Below are 20,439 nucleotides of genomic sequence, written 5' to 3' on the forward strand. Positions count from 1 at the left end.
ACATCGCTTTTGAATTTTTTACTTATTGCGAATTTCGATACTCTTGAGGTGATAGACCCGTCATTTTTTTGAAAAAAGTCGTAAAATACGAAGCCGAGTCAAAACCCGCCTTACTCGCAATTTCATTTAATTTCAAGGAAGTATTCATCATCAGATCGATGGCAACGGTCATTTTTGTAGATTGAATGTACTCTAATAGATTATGCCCTGTGATCTGCTTATAATAGCGAGACAAATAGGATGGATTAAAATGCACCTCGTCCGCAATAGCCGTTAGAGACACATCCTTAGAAAGATTGTTATGAACATATTGATGAATTTGTTCGATAAGCAATTGTTTAAATTCTTCTTGCTTCATCTCTCCGCTCATATCGGATTCAGAAGCATTCGATTTTTCGTAATCAACAATAACCATTTTTTGGCCAAATGCCGCTCTTTTCTGAATCATTGCACGAACAGCTTCCACTTGGAGATGGAGCGTATCCCACTTTCCTAACAAATTTCCAGAAATGCCGAATGAAACTGAAGCCGAGAGAACCTCAACGCATTCATTCTGTACAAGCTCAAGAATTCCTTTCATATAGGATGCGATGCCTTGCTCCTTCGTATTCTCATCTGGTTGATTCCCTCGAAAACGTCCCAATAATTCCTCATCCGCTTGAAGAATCCATAGAAGTGAGCTGCCATTGTAGATAGCTTTCTCTCTAGCTATGGAAGCCGGCAAATGATTGTCAAAAATCCGCTGCACCGATTCCAGCACCTTTAAATTTTCAACCTCAAGCCGATCCACTTGTCCTACCAGGAAGAAAGCGGGGCGCTCAGCAGCAATGCCAAATTCCACTTCTGCATAAATGGACTCAGTCAATAAAGAAGGAAGCGGCTCTCCGTCAAGCATAGCTTCCATCATTTCTTTTTTTAGATAAGGCTCGGCGATTTGAATATGTCTTTGCGCCTTCTCCTGCTGCAGCTTAACGCTTTTCTCTTCTTCCAGCTTACCTATTACCTCTTTTACCGCTTGGAAAATAGGCTCAATGCCTTCTGTTTTCAAAATATAGTTTTCTACGTTTTTCTTTAACGCTTCGTATACGTAATCAAATTCGCTATACCCTGTAAGAAAAATGACTCGGCATGCGGGCCAATAGTATACCATCTCATCCACCAATTGCAGGCCATTCTTCTGAGGCATACGAATATCGCTGATCAAAATATCCAGTTTCGTCTTTTTTGCTATTTCAAGCGCTTCACCAGAGGAATAGGCTTTGCATATATACAGCTCAAAGTCTTTGTTTCCCTGAAAAAGCTGCACTAGGCCATTCACAATGACAGGCTCGTCATCTACTATTAACAATCGGTACATTATTGTGCCCCCTTATTCTCAAGATGTATGATAAGCTCCACTTTTAATCCGCCGTATTGGCTTCGGGAGACAAATAAGCCGCTGTCCGCTCCATAAATTAATTTTAGGCGATTGCTGACGTTAATTAATCCCGTTTTCTCAATCTGCTTCGTTTTGACTGCAAGCTGCTCCTGCAACTGCTCAATTTTATCATCTGTTAATAAACTGCCGTTGTCCTCTACGGTGATGCGTACGATATCATCCTGATAGCTGGCTCCAATATAGACAACTCCGTTCATCGTACCATCTTCAAAGGCATGATCAAATACATTCTCTACGATCGGCTGAATGATAAGTCTTGGAACGTAAACGGTATGCAATTGATCTGAAATCTCCGTGTATTCATACGAAATGCGGTTGGAAAAGCGAATACATTGAATCTCACAATAATCGAGCGCATGCTGAAATTCCTTATTAAGCAGCACTTCATCAGAACCGCTTCTTGTAATGTATTGATAATAGCTTCCCAGCTTTTGGGAGAGCTCCGCCGCACTATCCGAGTCGCCTACCTTACACATCATATAAATGTTAAAAAAGCTGTTGTATAAAAAATGAGGGTTAATTTGAGATTGCAGCTGCTTTAATTCCGAGTGCTGCAGCGCTATCTTTTGTTCATAGTTTTCCTTTATGGAAACTTTCAAGCGATGTGCCATCCGATTAAAGCTTTGAAATAAATAATGAAATTCATCCTTTGTCTTGGATTCGATCACTAAGTTCAGATTATCTGTTTCTATCATACGAAACGCCTTGCCTAGATTGGACAATGGGCGATGGATCATGACGTTAACGGAGAATGAATAAAGCAAAAGAATGATAATGGTAATGCTGAACAGCAAATAATACAGCGTATAAAACTGGCTTAATGATCTAGTGATCTCGTTCTGATTCACATACATAATTAATGACAGATTTAAAGAGCTTACAAAATTATGGATAACAAAATAACGGATGCCGTTTACCTTCTCCATTTTGGACATATTGTCATCTTGCTCATTAGGTAATTTAACCAGCTGTTGCTGTACAATAATAGCTTGCGCATCTTGCGTCGTCGCAAATACACTCCCCAGACCCTCGCTCCCAAGCAAAACCTCTGACTCCTGATAGAGGGTAGTAATGGTATGCAGCTCTTCGAGCAGCTTCACTTTAGAAATTTCGATATACGACCATATGCCATCATTATTTGCCGTTTCAATAAAGAAGATCCGATCACCATCTAGGTAAAAAGAGGGCTTAATTGCAACGCCTATAAGCTTAGAAATAAGCTCGTATTCATCATTTGGCGTATTGGTAACCCCATTCGAAATCGAGATGGTTTTACCCTCTGAAGCAATATAAACGCCTGCATTAAGTACGTATTCACTCGAATTCATAAGAAAGCTCAATCGATCCTTCACTTGCTCAATGAGTCTAACCTCATCATATTTCCCAAGGCTTCCTCCCCTGAAGCTAAGCTTTTGCAAATCTTCACCGTTAATAAAGCCTAATTGCTGATTGCGAATAAAATACATTTCCTTGTCCAGCTGCTTCGCATAAAAAGAAGCTCCCGCTTCGGCGGAATCCAGCATTGTATTTTTCGAAAACGACATGCCCTTGTAATTGACCCAAATATTCATCGAAATGAGGGGAACAAGAAACACGATAAATACGATGACAATTTTCTGATAGACGAACCACTTCGCTTTGCCGGCAGCCTGCAATTTCATAGGATATCCCCTTCTTCACCATCTAGGAAAACTTCTCGATGCTAATTAATATAACCAGAATAACAAAGACTTGGTACAGATTGTTCAACTTCTTAACGGAGGGCTTTTGCCGTTAACATTCATAAAGGAATCATACCAAGATTTTATTTAGACGCAATAGATAGTTCAACCATGCCAGCCACCTTTTGAATTTAAAGCCTAGAGTTCACGCCAATTTTTGGCGTAAAACAAATAAAAACCCGACCTTTTAATGGTCGGGTTTTTCCATGGTAGAGGCGCGGGCTTCTGGTTCCTCTTATTCTAAGGTAACACTGTAATTAACAAAAAAAGGTTAGCACATCAATTGATATGCTAACCTTTCTCTATAGTGCTTCAAGAGCGCACGAACCAGTCACTTCCCACATTTTATTTCTAGTAAGCCCAATTCCCTTGACGAAAGACAGGCTCGATTGTGCCGTCAGGCAGTTCTCCATCAATAGCGAGATCGGCGCAACCAATCATGAAGTCAACATGTGTAAGACTTACGTTAGCGCCTCGCTCCAGTAGTTCCTCTTTGGAGAGCTTCGTTCCACCTTCCAGGTTGACAGGATAAGCACTTCCCAGTGCAAAATGACAGGAAGCATTCTCGTCAATGCCTGTATTATAAAATACTCTATTCAAGTTCGATATTGGGGAATCATGTGGCACTAATGCCATCTCTCCGAGATAGGATGCACCTTCATCCGTTTCGAGCAATGAAGTTAAATGTTCAAGTCCCGATTCGGCATCATAAGCAACCACTTTGCCGTCCTTAAACGTAAACGTGATTCCTTCAACTAACCTGCCGTTCAAATTGAGTGGCAATGTGCTTTTTACCGTGCCGTTCACACCGGTACGATGAGGCATGGTGTACACTTCTTCAGTTGGCATATYCGCAACAAAATAAACACCTTTCTCATTTTCCCCGCCGCCGCCACGCCAAATATGTCCTTCAGGCAGTTGTACTCGCAGATCCGTTCCCGGCGCGCGATAATGCAGACTCTTATAGCGTTTCGCATTAAGAAGATCCTGGCTTGTTTTCAAATGATTAATGTGCTCACGCCAAGCGGCAATAGGATCATCTGTATTTACTCGCACCATGTGGAAAATAGCTTCCCACATCGCATCCACGCGCTGCTCCTCCGGAAGATCGGCATACACTTTATCCGCCCATGCACGAGTTGGTGCCTTGATCAGCGACCAGCTAATTTTGCTATTCCGCGTATACTTTGAATATTCTTCTCGCGCGACAGCAGCGGACTTGACCGCAGCCGATACTTTTGCAGAATCGATGCCGCGAAACAGCTCTGGATTAGGCACTTTAATATGCAGTATAGCTCCGCCCTCTTCAGCAAAATGCACCATGCTATCGGCAAGCCACTGTGGATAATAATCGAAGGAATCATCTGATGCCTTCTCATACCGAACGCGAGTAATGGCATCGTCATCCCACTCTACAATGACATATTTGGCTCCTGCCTCATAAGCTTTTGCTACAATTAATCGCGTTAGTTCAGCCGTTTCAATCGGGGCATGTACGATAAGCACTTGCCCCACTTGAACGTTCACACCAACCTTAACGACTAATTCAGCATATTTGTTCAACATTAACTCAAACTTCTCCATTCACCAAAACCCCCTTGTTACTCGACTTCTTCTATTGCAACTTCTTTTTCCATTATAAAATCATCCATCACAAAACCATTTCCTATATCAGCCACCTGAGTACGAACTGATTTAAACCCTTTTTTCTCATACACAGCAATCGTTGTATCATTATAACGATTTACCGTGAGCCATATCATACCTAACCTTCGATCTTTGCATATCTCTTCCAAGAACGCCATAGCCTGACTTGCATAACCTTTTCCGCGATGCTCTTTGCGTATATAAAACTTGCTTAAAAACAACTTGTCTTCTTCTTGTTTTATCCCCAAGTAGCCGATATTATGGCCATGTATATTCATGAAAAAATATTCATAACCTTGATTTTCAATTTGATTCGTAATCGCATGATCCGATTGGAATTTATCCACCATATAATCAATTTGTTCTTTTGTTATAATGCTTATAAAATATTCATTCCAAATTTCCGATGCCAATTGCGCTAAAACCGAGACTTCTTCCACAGTCTCTACTTTTGGAAAAACGAGCTCCATAACGTTTACAAACCACCTTTTCAAATGCAAGTCATAATTAATAAATTATCACATTCATCTGAATTTTTCTATTAACCAAATATTTATGTTAAGACCTAAATGAATCAATGCCAATAAAACGAAGGGGTTCGATAGACTATTGAGTCTTAGATCTACTTAGCATTTTTTCTTTTTTTAATATTGTCTGTTCATATCTTGCAATTTTATCATCCATGCGTTCTAATCCTTTTTTCATCTCTTCCATTTTTTTGGCTAGCAGTTTATGCTGCTCGATTAAAAGCTCTTTCCTAGCCCCGATGGTTTCATCACCCTGTTGATACAACGCAACATATTCAATCAAAATCTCAATAGGAAGACCTACACCACGCATACATTTAATATATTCAACCCATCTGCAGTCTTCCTCCGTATAATCCCTGATTCCGCTTTTATTGCGGTTCACCCGTGGAATAAGCCCGACCCGTTCATAATAGCGGAGCGTGTCCGGTGATAAATCAAATTTCGCGCTTGCTTCAGCTATCAACATGCAGATTTCACTCCCTAATTTAAGATCAAGAACGCCCGAAAAAATCAATCGGGCGTTCTTGTTGTTCCTTATATTAAACACTCATTACATCGTAATAGGCCCAACGACTGGATGTGGAACATACGGCTCTTCCAGCGATGCAATTTCTTCTGGTGTTAGCTTAATGGAAACTGCAGCTGCTGCATCTTCGAGATGCGATATTTTTGTAGCGCCAATAATTGGTGCGGTTACTGGTTCTTTATGTAGTACCCAGGCTAACGCGATCTGAGCACGAGGAACGCCATGTCTTTCGGCAATGGCTGCAACCCGCTCTACAATTAATCGGTCAGTATTTGCAGTCGCATCGTATTTAGATTTTTGAACTTGATCGGTTTCGAAACGATGCGTTGTTTCTGACCAATCACGTGTCAATCTTCCTGATGCGAGCGGGCTATAAGGAATGACGCCAATTTTTTCTTCCTTACAAAGCGGCAGCATTTCTCTCTCTTCTTCACGGTAGATGAGGTTTAAATGATTTTGCATCGATACGAACCGAGTCCATCCATTTTTTTCAGCTACATGCAATGCCTTTAGGAACTGCCATGCGTACATGGCTGAAGCGCCAATGTATCTTGCCTTTCCAGCCTTCACAACATCATGTAATGCTTCCATCGTTTCTTCTATGGGCGTATTGTAATCCCAGCGATGAATTTGATAAAGGTCTACATAATCCGTTCCGAGTCGCTTAAGGCTCTTATCTATTTCACTCATGATTGCCTTTCGAGAAAGACCAGCACCGTTTGGGCCTTTTTGCATCCGAAAATGAACCTTTGTCGCCAGAACAATTTCATCTCGATTGGCATAATCCTTTAAAGCTTGACCCACAATTTCTTCGCTTGTTCCGTCTGAGTATACGTTCGCAGTATCAAAAAAGTTGATGCCTAAATCCAATGCTTTTTTTATGATTGGACGGCTGCTCGCTTCATCAAGTACCCAAGGATGCACCCACCGCTCCGCTACACCAAAGCTCATACAGCCAAGACATAGCCGAGATACATCCAAGCCTGTATTACCGAGTTTCACATATTCCATTTAATCGTTCCTCACTTTCAAATAGATATTGTTTCCTTCAGCTGTAGTGTACTCCTTGGAGTTAACTCCAAGTCAAGCGATTGTGCGAAAGTAGTAAGTGTTTAGAGTATTTCTTGCATCAGCTTAGACGATAATGGCTTCTTCCAATAACATAATTGCTTGATCAATATCATTCTTATTCGTATACTTTCCTAGACTAAATCTAATAGCGCCTCGGGCCGCAGTTTCATCGATCTGCATTGCTTTTAATACTGGGGAGATTGTCGTCATACCGGCATGACAGGCTGATCCAGTGGACGCTGCGATTTCGGGAATCTTGTTCAGAATTTCATTAGCATCCAAACCTATAAAGCTTATATTCAAGGTGTTAGGCAATCGGTTAGTCGGATGACCATTCAGCTTGATAAGATTACCAAATTTCGCAACCAATCGCTCTAAGAAGTACTCGCTTAATCTACTCATTTCATTGTTATCTTGCATGAGCATTGCCATTTCTGCGGCCTTTCCCAATGCAACGATGTAAGGAACATTTTCTGTTCCTGCGCGCATGCCATGTTCATGACCGGCTCCATGACTATAGGGTTCTATCTTGGATCCCCTACGCACATACAATGCCCCGATCCCTTTCGGAGCATATAGTTTATGTCCCGCTATCGTTACCAAGTCGACACCTAATTGATCAACATGTACCGGGATTTTGCCAACGGATTGAGCAGCATCCGTATGGAACAATACGCCATGTTTTTTTGCTATTTCGGCTATTTCACCGAGGGGCTGAATCGTCCCAACTTCATTATTCGCATGCATAACCGAGATTAAAATAGTACGCTTGTTAATGGCTGATTCGATAGTTTCCGGCAATATGCGGCCAGTTTCATCTACGTTTATATAGGTAACATCTGCTCCCAAGCGCTCTAGAAATGAACAAGGATTCAAAATGGCTGGATGCTCAACTGTTGTCGTAATGATATGATTACCCTTTTCTTTAAGTGCAAAAAATACGCCCTTTAAGGCATGATTATTGGATTCGCTTCCCCCGCTAGTAAAGATCACCTCGTCTGGAGAACAACGGAGTAAAGCAGCAACTTTTATGCGCGCCTCCAAAATAGCTTCCTTTGTCGAAACGGACGCCCAATGACTAGATGATGGATTGCCGTAGCTTCCTTGCAGGTATGGATACATTTCTGCAAGAACTTCTGGAGCGATTGGCGTACTTGCGTTGTAGTCCAAATAAATCTGGTTCATAGCTTTCTCCTTTGCACCCTCGCCTGCAATCATTTGCGGCAACCTTTCATTTGCTATTGCTCCATCGATTTTCGTTCCATTAACGAATTTACTATCTGTTCAATCTTGATCGTTGCCTCAGCCGTATTTGCTGCCTTCACAATAGAAGAGATTTGTTCATCATGTTCGCTCGTCGAATGCGAATACCTTGGGTCATAGTAATAAGTGAGAAGCAGCTCCACAGCAGTATTATATTTTTCACTCATCAAGCATGCTTCTATTTCCGCTGCAACAGGGGTATGAATACGGGATTTAATCTTTCGGAATGCCCCCATACACTCATCTATATTTTCCCAAGGTTTGTAGTCTTCGATGATTTGATTAACACGGGCTTCAAGTGGYATCTCCAAGCTAATGTGATGCCCTTTTGCTCTCAACTCCATCATGAGGTCCGGAACCGTAATATTGCCAATTCGGCGGCTTTCCGCTTCAAACAATACATAGGAAAATTTCTCATTTTCATGTATATTATCAAGCAGTAACGAATCAAACGTTTTTTGGTTATGCGCTTTTAAACCTATTCCACCAAAAATCGACCCTCTATGACCAGCCAGCCCTTCTAAATCCAAAACAGGATGGCCATTTTGTTTCATTTTATGCAGGATAGCGGTTTTTCCACTGCCTGTGTTTCCATGTAAGATGAATGACTGCGGATCGTAACTAATATCGTTTAATCGTTCAACAACATATTGACGATATGCGCGATATCCTCCCGTTATTCGATAGACCCTAATTCCCATAAGAGATAGTACAGTCGCCGTTGTTTTACTTCTCATACCACCGCGCCAACAAAAGACAGCCTTATTTTCGGATAGGCCAGCAAATGTTTTGATGAAGGTTGGAAGCTTCGCAGATACGATTTCCAAGCCTCTTTCTTTTGCAGCTTGCACACTTACTTGCTTGTAGAGTGTTCCTATTTCAGCCCGTTCTTGATCGTTAAATAGAGGGATATTAAGACTTCCGGGAATTGATGCTTCATTGTATTCGGACGGGGATCTTACATCAATAAGAACAAGTTCTCCCTGTTGCCGAAGCTTAGAACATTCCTCGATCGTGATGTCTTGAAACATAGTTTAATGACTCCTTAATGGTTTATCTTACAGCACAACAATTTGGCCAGCATTACTTTCTGTTGCTTCTCCAACTATACTTGCTTCCACACCTGCTTGCTTAAGCTCATTCAGCATTTGCTCAGACTGGTCTGCCGCAACCGCAATGAATAAACCGCCTGAAGTCACCGCATCACATAGAATCCATCGATCAACTTGGTCCATCGCTTGTGGGAAAATAACATCATTTTCAACATGCTTAAAATTGTTCTTCGTGCCGCCAGGAACAAATCCATTTTCTGCAAGTTCTCTGACACGAGGCAATTTGGGTACCGCTTCGTTTACAATCGTTATTCCTACTTCGCTTCCTTTAGCCATTTCCAGTGCATGTCCGATTAAGCCAAAACCCGTTACATCAGTACAAGCATGCGTTTCATATTTATTCATTATTTCTGCTGCTGTCTTATTCAATGTAGCCATGACGCGAGTAACACGCTCGATTTCTTCCACACTTAATTGTTCCTTCTTAATCGAAGTTGTCATAATGCCCACACCAATTGGCTTCGTCAAAATCAGCTTGTCTCCAGGTCTAGCACCTGCATTGGTTTTAATTTGATCGGGATGAATTAAACCGGTTACTGCTAGTCCAAACTTGGGTTCCTTATCGTCAATGGAGTGTCCGCCTACAAGGGTAGCTCCAGCCTCTTTCACCTTATCTGCTGCTCCACGTAAGATGTCTGTTAAAATGTGCTTATCTAGTGTTGCGATGGGAAAAGCAACAATGTTTAATACCGTTAATGGCTTACCGCCCATTGCATAAATATCGCTTATTGCGTTAGCCGCTGCAATCTGTCCGAAAGAATAAGGGTCATCTACGATTGGAGTAAAAAAATCCACTGTTTGAACCAATGCCAAATCGTCGCTTATTCGAAATACACCTGCATCATCGCTTGTTTCGATGCCCACAAGCAAATTAGGATTACGTTCCGCTAGCGGGAGGTTTCCTATGACTTCTTTTAAATCAGCCGGACCGATTTTGCAACCGCATCCTCCCTTGCTAGATAAAGATGTCAGCTTTATGGTTTCGTTTGAATGCATTAGATTCGTCCCTCTCTTACTCGTCATTAATAATTAATAATAAAATCGTACCTGATGTTTAGTGGGAACGCAAATTTATATTGGCATATTTAAAGCTAGTGTCAGGAATGTATTCAAAATGAATATATGGGTTTCTATCTATTTATCCTGAATATTAGGTACGACCTTACTATGCTCAATAGGTGAGGAGAGGACGATTAAAGTTGTCGAGTCTCCAAACTTTCCCATTTCATTAATCACATTTTCCATGGAATGCAATGATTCGCTAATCACCTTAACCAAAAAATTGTACTGACCACTTATACGATGCATCTCAAGTACATCAAGCGAATTTTTGCAATGATCAACAAAACTTTCGCAGCTCTTCGTATGAAATAATAAGTAGGCAACAATCGATTTGTTCAATTTTTCAAGAGAAACAACAGCACGGTAATGATCAATAATGCCTTTTTCCTCCAACCTCCGCACTCTTTCTGTTACTGCTGGCTGCGACAATGCAACGGCTTTCCCTAACTCCGTCATTGAAATTCTTGCCTGATCTTGAAGAATCATAATAATGTTTTTATCCAGTTCATCGACCAAACTAGTCACTCCTTTATTTTCAATGTCAAATAACATTAATAAAACAATTTTAAAGGAAATCATGATGCAATACCTTGAATTTATTATGTAAAATAGAACGATTCCATTATAACATTAATGCATAATCAACTGTTAAGCACTGAGGAGGCATAAAGATGGAATCTAATAAATTGCTTGAACAAGTTACGATTGAAAATTGGACGCTTCAATCACGTGTAGTCATGGCGCCTATGACTCGTTCCTTTGCCGACAATAAGTCAGGAGTGGTTGGTCCAGATGTCGTAGAATATTACCGTAAACGGGCAGCTGACGGTGTTGGTCTGATCATTACGGAGGGGATAAACCCTAGCCCAAGAGCCAAAGGAACCTATGGTATATCAGGGCTATACACCAACGAGCAGATCCAAGCATGGAAAAAGGTGACTGATGCTGTTCATTTGGAAGGTGGAACGATCGTGGCGCAGCTTTGGCATGTTGGCAGGCTGACCCATCATGAATTAACAGGAGGTTTTCCTCCTCAAGCGCCATCTAGCATTGCAGCAAATGGACTCGTACATCGGTTACGCAAACCTTATGAGATACCTGAGGCGATGTCTCAGGACGAAATTTCCGAAGTGATTGAACAGCATGCTGCTGCTGCGAGAAATGCGATAATTGCCGGTTTTGACGGGGTTGAAATCCATGCAGCCCATGGGTATTTAATCGATCAGTTTAATTCAGAGGTTACAAACACTCGGACGGACAACTATGGCGGGGACATATCACAGCGTCTAACATTCATGAAAGAGCTGCTAACTGCCGTCGTTACAGAAATAGGAGCGCCAAGGACTATCGTTCGTTTTTCAGAAATAAAAGATGATATTCCGAATTATAGTTGGGATAATCCCGAACAAACAATGGCTGCTTATATACAAATTTTCAAGGCATTAGGCCTTAAGATTCTTCACCCCTCAACCAACCAGTTTACTAAGATATTCACCAAAGGAATGACATTTCATCAAGCTGTGCGTGAACATTGGAATGGTAAAATAATCGGAGTAGGAAATTTAGATTATGAATCTGCTGCCGCTGCTATAAAAGCGGGAACCATAGACTTAGCGGCTTTCGGGCGGCCGCTCCTCGCCAATCCTGATTTTGTTCAGCGTTTGAAGGCCGGAACCAGCATAACACCGTATGATGCTGCACTTCATCTTAAACATCTTGTCTAATACGTTACTAATAAATCACTATAGATTAAAAAATGCAGACTAGAATATGCGTTTGCGATAAACAGCAATCCCCCCATCCTTAATCACCATAAAAAAACAGAAGCCGCCAGCTCATGTCTGACGGCTTTCTTCTCTGAAGCAAGTAACAACTTAAACTCGCATAAATCATTCAGCTGATTAAATTCATAATAAACACCTAATGCCTCTTTGAAGGGAATCCGTATTCTTTAGCACGCCACGCGACTAGTAGTGCAAGAACGATAAGAATAAGCAATGACAGCGGGAAAGAACCGACACCTACAGTTTCTATAAGAATAGCGCCCAACACGCCACCAACGCCGATGGCTAGGTTCCATGCCGTCACCAGCATAGACTGGGCCACATCTGCGCTTTCGCCAGCAGCTTCAGCCATGGTTGTCTGCAGCAATGTCGCCGCGCCTCCGAACGTCAGCCCCCATACAGCAACCACTAGGTAGATCACGATCGGTTGGTTATTACTAAAGGTTAATACGATGGATGCGATGGCGAAAGCAAGCAGGCTAATCAAAACGAGTGGCCGCAGTTTCCGGTCGATCAAAACACCGATGATCCAAATTCCAACAAGCGCTGTTATGCCGAAAATAAGCAGTACCAAGTCTACACGATGAGAGAGTCGAGCATGAGCAAGATACGGTGCAATATAGGTATACAAGATGTTATGTGCAAGCACCCAAGCAAGAACAACAAACAGTACCGGACGTACTCCTGACATACCAAATACCTTATATAACGAGAGTCTTTTACCTGGCGATTCTCCTGGATAGTCCGGTAATTTCCAAACCACCCAGACGACTAATATCAGAGCCATAAGTGACATAATCCCAAAGACAAAGCGCCAGCCTACGAGCGAACCAAGCCAAGTTCCTGCGGGGACACCAAGCGCCAGCGCTAGAGGTGTACCCACCATGGCCACTGCCATAGCTCTTCCCTTGAGTGATTCCGGCACCATACGGCGGGCATAACCTGCTATCATGCCCCATAAGACACCCGCAGAAACGCCCGCGAAAAACCGAGCGATCAGCGTCAGTGTATAGTTGGAAGAAAAAGTGGTAACTGTGTTAAAGACGAGAAAACCAAGAATGCACATAAGCAGCAACGGCCTTCTCCGCCAGCCGCGCGTCATGGTCGTTAGGGGAATCGCAGCCAGCAGTGAACCAAGGGCGTACAAGGTGACAAGCTGACCAGCAAAGGCTTCCGATACTCCAAGTCCATGACCTATTTGCAGCAGCAAGCCTGCTGGAATCGTTTCAGTTAGGATACAAATAAACCCCGTCATCGCAAGGGCGAGTAATCCAGCCCACGGGAGACGTTCTGAAGGAACTGCGCTGGAAGCACTCTGTGTAACAGAAGCTGGGTTTGAATTCATTATAAAAGTACCTCTCTTTTATTTATGTTCGATCTCTATTTATTAAGCCCGTCATAAACAGCATCGCAAAGGTCAACGGTAAACTGACCTGACATGCCTTCGAGTGCAGTATTGGTGAACGCCACCACACTTAGACGCTGATCAGGATCAACGAACCACGAATGACCATAGGTGCCACCCATGCGCCATGTACCAGTTGATTCAGAAGTGTTTGCTAACACTGGATCCTTAAGCACCGTAATGCCTAGGCCAAAGCCTCTCCCCGGCCAGAAATCCATTGGCAGATCACCAATCTGGTTTGTGGACATCTCCTGAACAAGAGACTGTGGCAGCAGAGGAGCTCCGCCATTCCGTAATGTTTCCAGCAGCACCAAAAAATCGTCTGCACTTCCAATCATGCCAGCACCCCCAGAAGGATAAGCCGTATCATCAAGTGCCCGGCGCGGGGAAAGACGGAAGCCCGCTGTTCCTTCTAAGAAGGGAATGCTATCGTGCTCAAGCAAAGGCCGTGGTTCTGGAACTTCATTAGTATAAGCAGTAGTAAGACGTTCTGGGGCGATTGCAATAAAGCTAGTATCGCTCATACCAATTGGCTTTGTCACAAGTGAATGCACTGCTTCGCTTAACGGTGTTCCTGTAACCTTCTCAATTACTGCGCCCAGCACATCTGTCGCGATCGAATATTTCCACTTGGTGCCTGGCGTATAAAGGAGCGGTACAGAAGCTAAACGAATCAGGTTCTCTTCCAAACTGATGCCAGGTTGATCCATACCATCCGATACGCCAGCTTGATGATAAGAACCATTTTCTTCTTGAAAGAACCGATAGGTCAGCCCAGCAGTGTGCGTCATCAAATGACGAACCGTTAATAGGGCAAGCTCACCATTTTGGAGACGTGGCTGAAAGTTTGGCAGCCAGTGATCAACACGGTCATTCAGCTTGAGTAGGCCTTGCCCAACTAATGCTAAGGCAGCTGTTGTAACGATAGGTTTGGTAACAGAAGCTAGCCGGAATAATGCATCTTCACGCATGAGCCGATTCATTTCACGATCGGCATAACCCGCAGCGCGGCTATAAACCACATCCCCGTCTATCGCCACTTTAATGACAGCACCGACCAACCGCTTATCAGCAAGCGTTCGATCGATGACCTCATCGATCCTACCTGCTAATCGTTCTGTACTAAACTTGTTTGTATGCAACATACTTAGATGTTCATCCTTTCGAAATAGTTAAAGCCTTATACACTTTACTATTGTAAGTATATTATATAAAATAAGTTATCGAGCTTACATAAGGGAACGAAGTTAGATTCGCCTTTTTACGGTTAAAGCCAAGCTAGTTTATAACGGATACCTTAAATTTAAAGGAGTAGATTTGTATGGACCATGTAGATAAGCAAATACTTTATCATCTCCAAAGCCAAGCGAGAATTTCTATGACTGAACTTGGAAAAAGCGTCGGTTTATCGCAGCCCGCAGTAACAGAAAGAGTTAAGCGCATGGAGGAAAAAGGAATTATTAGTGAGTATCGCACCGTTATTTCTCCTGATAAAATTGGTAAACATGCATCAGCCTACATGTTGTTTCATTCAAGAGATTGTCATGCATTCCTTGCGTTCTGCCGCTCTGCTCCTGAAGTCGTAGAATGTTACCGCATCAGCGGAGAACACAATTACTTATTGAAAGTAATAACCGACTCCACACAAGCTCTTGAAGAGTTCGGAAATCAATGTGACAAATACGGAACCTATACAATTCTAATTGTCATGTCATCGCCTATCGATCATAAATTTCTTATCCCCGCGCTTATAGATGCCAACTCCAATATGCTGAGTTAATCCGTCCCTTTCGAAATAGAAGATATGTCCTTAGCTTTTGCCCCTTTGATAGCAGCACAAAAAAATGCGTCCCTAAAATTCCATCGAATAAACCTGAGGTTTGTTTCAATGTCCATTTTTAGGGATGCACTTTAAATTAGTTCCAATATCCTCTCTTTTTTATAATCGAGTTGAGAGGCTCTCCTCCTAGAGAATAGCTTTCTAGCTGTAGTCATTTACAAAGTATTTCCGTATAAAATAAGTCGGAGTACAGCTCCATGCATGACAGTAGCTGTTGATTAAATTGCTGCCGTACGGCGACAGCTTCTTATCGCTAGGATTATACAGCTCCCAGAAGGTATCCGCTCCATCCTTGATCATCTCGCCCCAATAGGCGCGCATTTCGGACATTGCCTTCTCTTTTCTTCCACTCAACAGCAGTGCCTCAATCAGATGATGATAAAGGTATGGCGTCGACATCGCAATTGCCGGAGGCCGATCGAATAAACGATCAAGCAGCATGCCATTTTGTTCCGCATCCATCACCTCTGCCAGCACCATCCAAATTTGTGAGGCCCAAGATATCTGACTACCAGGCCCGCTTGTGAAATACCCTTGATCTTGATCCCAAAGAAACGTCATAGCCGCGTCCGTCGCTTGCTGGATTGCCGACGAAATAAAAGCATGCGCTTCACCTTCACCCAGCTTCTCAGCTAGTGCAAGTCCTCTTTTAAGACAATAAATTAGAACGGCCTGCGCGCCTGCCTGCTTGTTCAGCTCATCATGCCAATCAAGAAAGCAGTACCATGTATCATCATCCGTTACGATTCCCCGTTCATCCAGTCGCTTCAACCCAATTCGAAGCTGCTCCACTGCAATCGGCCACAGCTCATTTAGCGTAATACGATCCTTGGTTGCTTCATAATAATCATATAAAGTGGCAACGAAAAAGAGCGAGTAATCATATAAATAGATGTCATCTACAAAAGGTGCAGGCTTCTCATATAAACAAGCACCTACCTGTCCGTCCTCAAGCAGCATTCCGCCAAAGAGATACAAACATCTTTTGACAAGGTCATTGCTGTTAAACGTTTCATAGTTTACTAGCGCTTGAAGTCGCAGATCGCCGATCCAAAGCCTTCGATCCCGCTTCGGACCGTCCTCAAAGACAGTATGCATACAGTCCTGAAGTGTCTTAATACCGATGCGATCCATCACCTTTAGCTCATTGGATATACCGTCCGGAAGCGGCTTGACCTGCGAGACATCACCTGAGGTTACGGTCTTGCAATAAATCTCAGAAAATGAAACGCTGTACCGCTGTGATGTGGCCAGTACGATTATTTTCAAATACCGGAAAGTATAGCGCCTTGGCAGCGTTACCATCCCTGGCAGCACGTCGATATTGATCGTCTCATCCTGCAGCCAAGACCGGCTGAGCCAGCCTTCATAATTGTCGAAGTCCTCTCCGATCTCACAAGGCATCTCACCGAATATGAGCTTTAACCGAAGCGGCGCATCCGCATTACTGTGTACATTGTTAATTGAGAGCGTAAGGTACCCAACCTGATGAACCCCAAAATCGAGCGTTACGCTGTCTCCTTTGGATAATACTCGATTGGCTAGCTCATCAATCGAATCGATACGCACTGTCCGCCAGCCCTGAAAGGCGTCTGTGTCTTTCACAATGTCAATCAGGCTTGTAGGAAAAACCTTTTCTTCATATAAATGTGGAATCAGCGTCTCCGCCAAGTCCACGAATGGTTGGTTCGTTTGTTTCGTTTTCATTGCCTTATCTCCACTTCTGCCTGAAGGCTAATAATCGTAAGGCCTGCGGTCAAAATAGATCGGGGGGAGTTTTTCTCTCCACTTGGTTTGCTACTCAGCCTTTGACTGCTCCAACCGTCATCCCGCCCACAAAGTATTTTTGCAAAAACAGAAAAGCAACTAGGAGCGGCAGCGCGCACAGGAAACAGGCAGCAAACAGCACATTCCACTGCGTAGGGTTTTGCTGATCACCGAGAAAGCCCAGCATAGCTAGGGGCAATGGGGATTCAGCCGCTCGGGAGATGAAGATCATATTAAAGAAGTAGTCATTCCATATCCATACACCCTGTGTAATAATGACCGACACCGTAACCGGGATAAGCAGAGGGAATACCACCAGCCAAAACCTGCGGAACAACCCCGCTCCATCAATATGAGCCGCTTCCTCCACCTCTTCCGGTACGCCGCTTCTAATGAAGCCTGTATACAAAAATGTGGAAAAAGGAAGACTGCATGTAATAAACATCAGTATCGGTGTATACTGTGAAGTCGGTATATGAAGCGAATTGATCATCTGCACGATCGGGATGAGCACCATCTGTGAGGGCACAACCAGTCCCGAGAGAAAAAACAAATATAAAAATTTGCTCCATTTGGTTTTAAGCCTCGCCATTGGGTAAGCCGCCATCGCTGCCAGCAGTACGACGAAGATAACAGAAAGTCCTGTAAGTATAATGCTGTTCATAAGTGCTTGCGGAAAATGCATCCGTTCAAAGGCAGTACGATAGCTTGCAAAAGAAATTTCACTAAACAAGTTTAGCGGATTGGCATTATTTTTTGGATCACGAAGCGAAGTCGACAATGCAATAATGAGCGGGATCAAATTAACAGCCATCACAACGATGACGCCCAGTTGAACCAGTGTCTTTTTCGTCAAAGAACCGATAGTCATGCCGACACCTCCCGTTTGTTCATGCGGATAACAAATGCTGCAGTAAGCACAATAATCAGGGCAAAGGAAATAACGCCAAGCGCTGATGCCTTACCGAACAGCTGCTCCGTAAAAGCCATCTTGTAGATGGAATAAATCAACGTATTGGTAGAAGTGCCCGGACCACCGTTTGTCATAATAAACGGGAAGTCGAAGGCCTTCAATCCATTGATTAGACTAAGCGTTACATTAATCGTTATCGCAGTCGCAAGCAGCGGCAGCTTCACATGCTGCAACAGCCGCCAAGGGCCACAACCGTCCATTTTCCCTGCTTCGAGCAAATCATTAGGGACGGTTTGCAAGCCAGCAAGGAAAATAATCATTGTTGTTCCAATATTTTTCCATATCTCAACAAAAATGATGGCATATAGTGCTGAGGAGTAGCTGCCTAGGAAATTTAGATTGTCGTCATTTATGCCGAATTTATCCAGGAAGGTTGAGATCATACCGTAATCCGGCATGTATACGTAGCTCCAAATGAATCCGACAACGATTGCGCTGAATAACGTCGGAATGTAAGACAAGGAGCGATAAATCCCTTTCCCTCTAATTTTCATGTTTAAGAGAAGTGCAAGTGCAAGACCAATGATATTGCCGAGCACCACTGTAACTAGCGTATAAATCAACGTATTCTTGACGGAAATACCTAGTGTATCTCCTTTAAATAGTGCTTTGTAGTTATCTAGTCCGATGTAATTGTACGCTTGAGCGAAACCGTTGTAATCAGTGATACTATATTGAAACAATCTCAATATCGGAAATATCCAAAAAATTAAATAAAAAATGAGGGCCGGTATTGCAAAAAAGTACATTGTTTTTTTCATTACGGTCGAATTCATGTTGCTCCATCCTCTCCAGCTAACCTCATAACGGCAGGGAAGACAGTCGTCTTCCCTCCGCTACTACTTACCCATTCACTCTAAAGATTATTTATTTTTCCATAGCTCCTGGAACTTCTCATCCATCGCCTTCGCAACATCCTCCGGCGTCGTTTTTTGTCCGCCAATGATTTCTGCGAATTTGGCTTGCATCACATCAGAAACACCTGCAGGCCACATTTGGTTGCTAAAGTATACCGAATTGCCGTTTGTTTGATAGTTATCGTTGACGTCCTTGAACAACTCGTTTGTCAAAGGAACATCCTTGTATACACTGATGGAGCTGTTGGAAGCAACATAAGCTTTAAACAATTCCGATTCACCGTCGAACAGATAATTAAGAATTTCTTTAGCTGCATCAAGATTTTTGGACTTTGCATTTAACCCATAGCCAGCAGCGGTTGCCGCTGATACAAACGTTGGTTTGCCAGCGTCATTGCCTGGAAGAGAAGCAAATCCGCGATTAAACTCCGCCGCGCCCTTCGACGTCATAGAAGCGTAGTCCCATGTGCCTGTAAACGTCATAGCCGCTTTGCCATCGATGAACAACTGGGAAGCCTGCGCGCTGCCTACTCCAAGTGAATTTTTCACGACATAACCTTTGTCATACAGCTCTTTGTACATCGAAATAGTTTTCACCCATTTAGGGTCGTTCAGCGATTTTTCACCATTTTGCACTTTTACATCAAAATCCATTTCATCCGGRTAAACCACGTTTGCTGCAATCGGGTACATACCGAATTGAATGACCCAAGGGTCTTTATCGCCAAGCACGATCGGCGTAATGCCTGCATCCTTCAGCTTTTGGCAAGCTTCAAGGAAGGATGTCCAGTCTTTCGGGAATTCGGTCACACCCACTTGCTCCAGCATTTCCTTGTTGTAGTAAACGCCTAGGTAATCAAGACCTTCAGCGACGCCGTAAGGCTTGCCGTCATAGGACATATCCTCCTTAGCGCCAGCACCGATATTGTCCCAGAATTTTAAATCGGACAGATCAGCAGCAAAACCCGCTTTAGCGAAATCGATGACTCCGCCTGCTGCATTTTTAGGGAAGATCCAGAAAATATCCGGCCCTTGTCCCGCTGCAAGCTTTGTACGCACCGAAGTATTGTATTGATCATCGGGAAGCTTCTGTACTTCAAGCGTGATGTTCGGGAATTTCTCCTTCACGAGACGCGGCAACGTCTCGAGCTCGAAATCTTCCCCTTCCGACGCTTTGTTGCCAGACATCATCATCGTTAACGTAATCGGCTCTGAAGAATCAGTTCCTGCATTTTTACCACCTGCGTCGTTGGTGCCTGCATTAGTTGCCGGCGTATTCGTCGCGTTCAAAGTACCATTGTTGGAGCTGCAAGCACTGAGCAGAACGAAGCAAAATACTAAAATAGCGAGCCCCATTGTTTTTACTGATTTCATTTTGCATTTCCCCCTGTTTTTATTGTTTGTGGTAATGACTTACTCTCTCCTGCCATTTCATGAGACGCT

18 protein-coding genes are annotated in these 20,439 nt (G+C 43.2%); 2 read left to right on the forward strand and 16 right to left on the reverse strand.

Annotation, left to right across the window (positions count from 1 at the left end; translation table 11 throughout):
• Positions 1–22: 22 nt before the first annotated feature.
• The 10 genes from AC1DPK_RS00705 to AC1DPK_RS00750 all read right to left on the reverse strand — a co-directional run bounded on the left by AC1DPK_RS00705 (position 23) and on the right by AC1DPK_RS00750 (position 10,886).
• Positions 23–1,357: a response regulator transcription factor gene (locus tag AC1DPK_RS00705; RefSeq protein WP_477508951.1), complete on the reverse strand. Its 1,335-nt coding sequence runs from the start codon at positions 1,355–1,357 to the stop codon at positions 23–25.
• Positions 1,357–3,099 (reverse strand): sensor histidine kinase, encoded by a 1,743-nt coding sequence (locus tag AC1DPK_RS00710; RefSeq protein WP_441880295.1) that lies wholly within the window; start codon positions 3,097–3,099, stop codon positions 1,357–1,359. Before AC1DPK_RS00710 ends, AC1DPK_RS00705 begins: the two co-directional genes overlap by 1 nt.
• A gap of 411 nt (positions 3,100–3,510) precedes the next feature.
• Entirely contained in the window at positions 3,511–4,743 is a 1,233-nt protein-coding gene (locus AC1DPK_RS00715; protein WP_477508952.1) for an aminopeptidase, read from the reverse strand.
• 17 nt (positions 4,744–4,760) lie between these two features.
• A complete protein-coding gene (locus AC1DPK_RS00720) occupies positions 4,761–5,276 on the reverse strand; it encodes a GNAT family N-acetyltransferase (RefSeq protein ID WP_477508953.1) in 516 nt (171 codons plus the stop codon).
• A gap of 136 nt (positions 5,277–5,412) precedes the next feature.
• Entirely contained in the window at positions 5,413–5,802 is a 390-nt protein-coding gene (locus AC1DPK_RS00725) for a MerR family transcriptional regulator (protein ID WP_339204343.1), read from the reverse strand.
• An 84-nt stretch (positions 5,803–5,886) separates the two neighbouring features.
• Entirely contained in the window at positions 5,887–6,873 is a 987-nt protein-coding gene (locus AC1DPK_RS00730) for an aldo/keto reductase (protein WP_477508954.1), read from the reverse strand.
• Between the two features lie 123 nt (positions 6,874–6,996).
• The gene (locus tag AC1DPK_RS00735) at positions 6,997–8,118 is read right to left on the reverse strand and encodes a cysteine desulfurase family protein (protein ID WP_477508955.1); all 1,122 of its coding nucleotides are present in this window, start codon (positions 8,116–8,118) and stop codon (positions 6,997–6,999) included.
• Positions 8,119–8,171: 53 nt separating this feature from the next.
• On the reverse strand, positions 8,172–9,227 hold the full coding sequence (gene mnmH / locus AC1DPK_RS00740) for a tRNA 2-selenouridine(34) synthase MnmH (protein ID WP_477508956.1): 1,056 nt from the start codon (positions 9,225–9,227) through the stop codon (positions 8,172–8,174).
• Positions 9,228–9,254: 27 nt separating this feature from the next.
• Positions 9,255–10,304 carry a selenide, water dikinase SelD gene (gene selD, locus AC1DPK_RS00745; RefSeq protein WP_477508957.1) on the reverse strand — a complete coding sequence of 350 codons (1,050 nt, stop codon included), beginning with the start codon at positions 10,302–10,304 and terminating at the stop codon, positions 9,255–9,257.
• A gap of 138 nt (positions 10,305–10,442) precedes the next feature.
• Positions 10,443–10,886: an Lrp/AsnC family transcriptional regulator gene (locus AC1DPK_RS00750; RefSeq protein ID WP_477508958.1), complete on the reverse strand. Its 444-nt coding sequence runs from the start codon at positions 10,884–10,886 to the stop codon at positions 10,443–10,445.
• Positions 10,887–11,041: 155 nt separating this feature from the next.
• On the opposite strand from AC1DPK_RS00750, the gene AC1DPK_RS00755 reads away from it, so the two are divergent.
• The gene (locus tag AC1DPK_RS00755) at positions 11,042–12,094 is read left to right on the forward strand and encodes an oxidoreductase (RefSeq protein WP_477508959.1); all 1,053 of its coding nucleotides are present in this window, start codon (positions 11,042–11,044) and stop codon (positions 12,092–12,094) included.
• Between the two features lie 196 nt (positions 12,095–12,290).
• Here AC1DPK_RS00755 and AC1DPK_RS00760 read toward each other — a convergent pair whose 3' ends face one another.
• Positions 12,291–13,499 (reverse strand): MFS transporter, encoded by a 1,209-nt coding sequence (locus AC1DPK_RS00760; RefSeq protein ID WP_477508960.1) that lies wholly within the window; start codon positions 13,497–13,499, stop codon positions 12,291–12,293.
• A gap of 35 nt (positions 13,500–13,534) precedes the next feature.
• Positions 13,535–14,704 carry a serine hydrolase domain-containing protein gene (locus tag AC1DPK_RS00765; RefSeq protein WP_477508961.1) on the reverse strand — a complete coding sequence of 390 codons (1,170 nt, stop codon included), beginning with the start codon at positions 14,702–14,704 and terminating at the stop codon, positions 13,535–13,537.
• Between the two features lie 176 nt (positions 14,705–14,880).
• Between AC1DPK_RS00765 and AC1DPK_RS00770 the strand changes: the two genes are divergently transcribed.
• Complete coding sequence (locus AC1DPK_RS00770; protein WP_477508962.1) at positions 14,881–15,339, forward strand: Lrp/AsnC family transcriptional regulator; 459 nt, start codon at positions 14,881–14,883, stop codon at positions 15,337–15,339.
• Between the two features lie 201 nt (positions 15,340–15,540).
• Here the strand turns inward: AC1DPK_RS00770 and AC1DPK_RS00775 are convergent, their stop codons facing one another.
• From AC1DPK_RS00775 to AC1DPK_RS00790, 4 genes are all read right to left on the reverse strand, one after another.
• Positions 15,541–17,106 (reverse strand): alpha-L-rhamnosidase-related protein, encoded by a 1,566-nt coding sequence (locus AC1DPK_RS00775; protein WP_477508963.1) that lies wholly within the window; start codon positions 17,104–17,106, stop codon positions 15,541–15,543.
• A 94-nt stretch (positions 17,107–17,200) separates the two neighbouring features.
• Complete coding sequence (locus tag AC1DPK_RS00780; protein ID WP_477508964.1) at positions 17,201–18,037, reverse strand: carbohydrate ABC transporter permease; 837 nt, start codon at positions 18,035–18,037, stop codon at positions 17,201–17,203.
• Entirely contained in the window at positions 18,034–18,915 is an 882-nt protein-coding gene (locus AC1DPK_RS00785) for a carbohydrate ABC transporter permease (RefSeq protein WP_477508965.1), read from the reverse strand. Before AC1DPK_RS00785 ends, AC1DPK_RS00780 begins: the two co-directional genes overlap by 4 nt.
• Positions 18,916–19,002: 87 nt before the next feature.
• A complete protein-coding gene (locus AC1DPK_RS00790) occupies positions 19,003–20,370 on the reverse strand; it encodes an ABC transporter substrate-binding protein (RefSeq protein ID WP_477508966.1) in 1,368 nt (455 codons plus the stop codon).
• Between the last annotated feature and the right edge of the window lie 69 nt (positions 20,371–20,439).

This window comes from Paenibacillus sp. 01T424, from assembly GCF_056398745.1.

Coding starts and splice junctions, on each gene's coding strand:
- AC1DPK_RS00770 (WP_477508962.1), top strand. CDS start 14,881: ATGGACCATGTAGATAAGCAAATACTTTATCATCTCCAAAGCCAAGCG.
- AC1DPK_RS00775 (WP_477508963.1), bottom strand. CDS start 17,106: ATGAAAACGAAACAAACGAACCAACCATTCGTGGACTTGGCGGAGACG.
- AC1DPK_RS00780 (WP_477508964.1), bottom strand. CDS start 18,037: ATGACTATCGGTTCTTTGACGAAAAAGACACTGGTTCAACTGGGCGTC.
- AC1DPK_RS00755 (WP_477508959.1), top strand. CDS start 11,042: ATGGAATCTAATAAATTGCTTGAACAAGTTACGATTGAAAATTGGACG.
- AC1DPK_RS00730 (WP_477508954.1), bottom strand. CDS start 6,873: ATGGAATATGTGAAACTCGGTAATACAGGCTTGGATGTATCTCGGCTA.
- selD (WP_477508957.1), bottom strand. CDS start 10,304: ATGCATTCAAACGAAACCATAAAGCTGACATCTTTATCTAGCAAGGGA.
- AC1DPK_RS00720 (WP_477508953.1), bottom strand. CDS start 5,276: ATGGAGCTCGTTTTTCCAAAAGTAGAGACTGTGGAAGAAGTCTCGGTT.
- AC1DPK_RS00760 (WP_477508960.1), bottom strand. CDS start 13,499: ATGAATTCAAACCCAGCTTCTGTTACACAGAGTGCTTCCAGCGCAGTT.
- AC1DPK_RS00710 (WP_441880295.1), bottom strand. CDS start 3,099: ATGAAATTGCAGGCTGCCGGCAAAGCGAAGTGGTTCGTCTATCAGAAA.
- AC1DPK_RS00765 (WP_477508961.1), bottom strand. CDS start 14,704: ATGTTGCATACAAACAAGTTTAGTACAGAACGATTAGCAGGTAGGATC.
- AC1DPK_RS00735 (WP_477508955.1), bottom strand. CDS start 8,118: ATGAACCAGATTTATTTGGACTACAACGCAAGTACGCCAATCGCTCCA.
- AC1DPK_RS00785 (WP_477508965.1), bottom strand. CDS start 18,915: ATGAATTCGACCGTAATGAAAAAAACAATGTACTTTTTTGCAATACCG.
- AC1DPK_RS00705 (WP_477508951.1), bottom strand. CDS start 1,357: ATGTACCGATTGTTAATAGTAGATGACGAGCCTGTCATTGTGAATGGC.
- AC1DPK_RS00725 (WP_339204343.1), bottom strand. CDS start 5,802: ATGTTGATAGCTGAAGCAAGCGCGAAATTTGATTTATCACCGGACACG.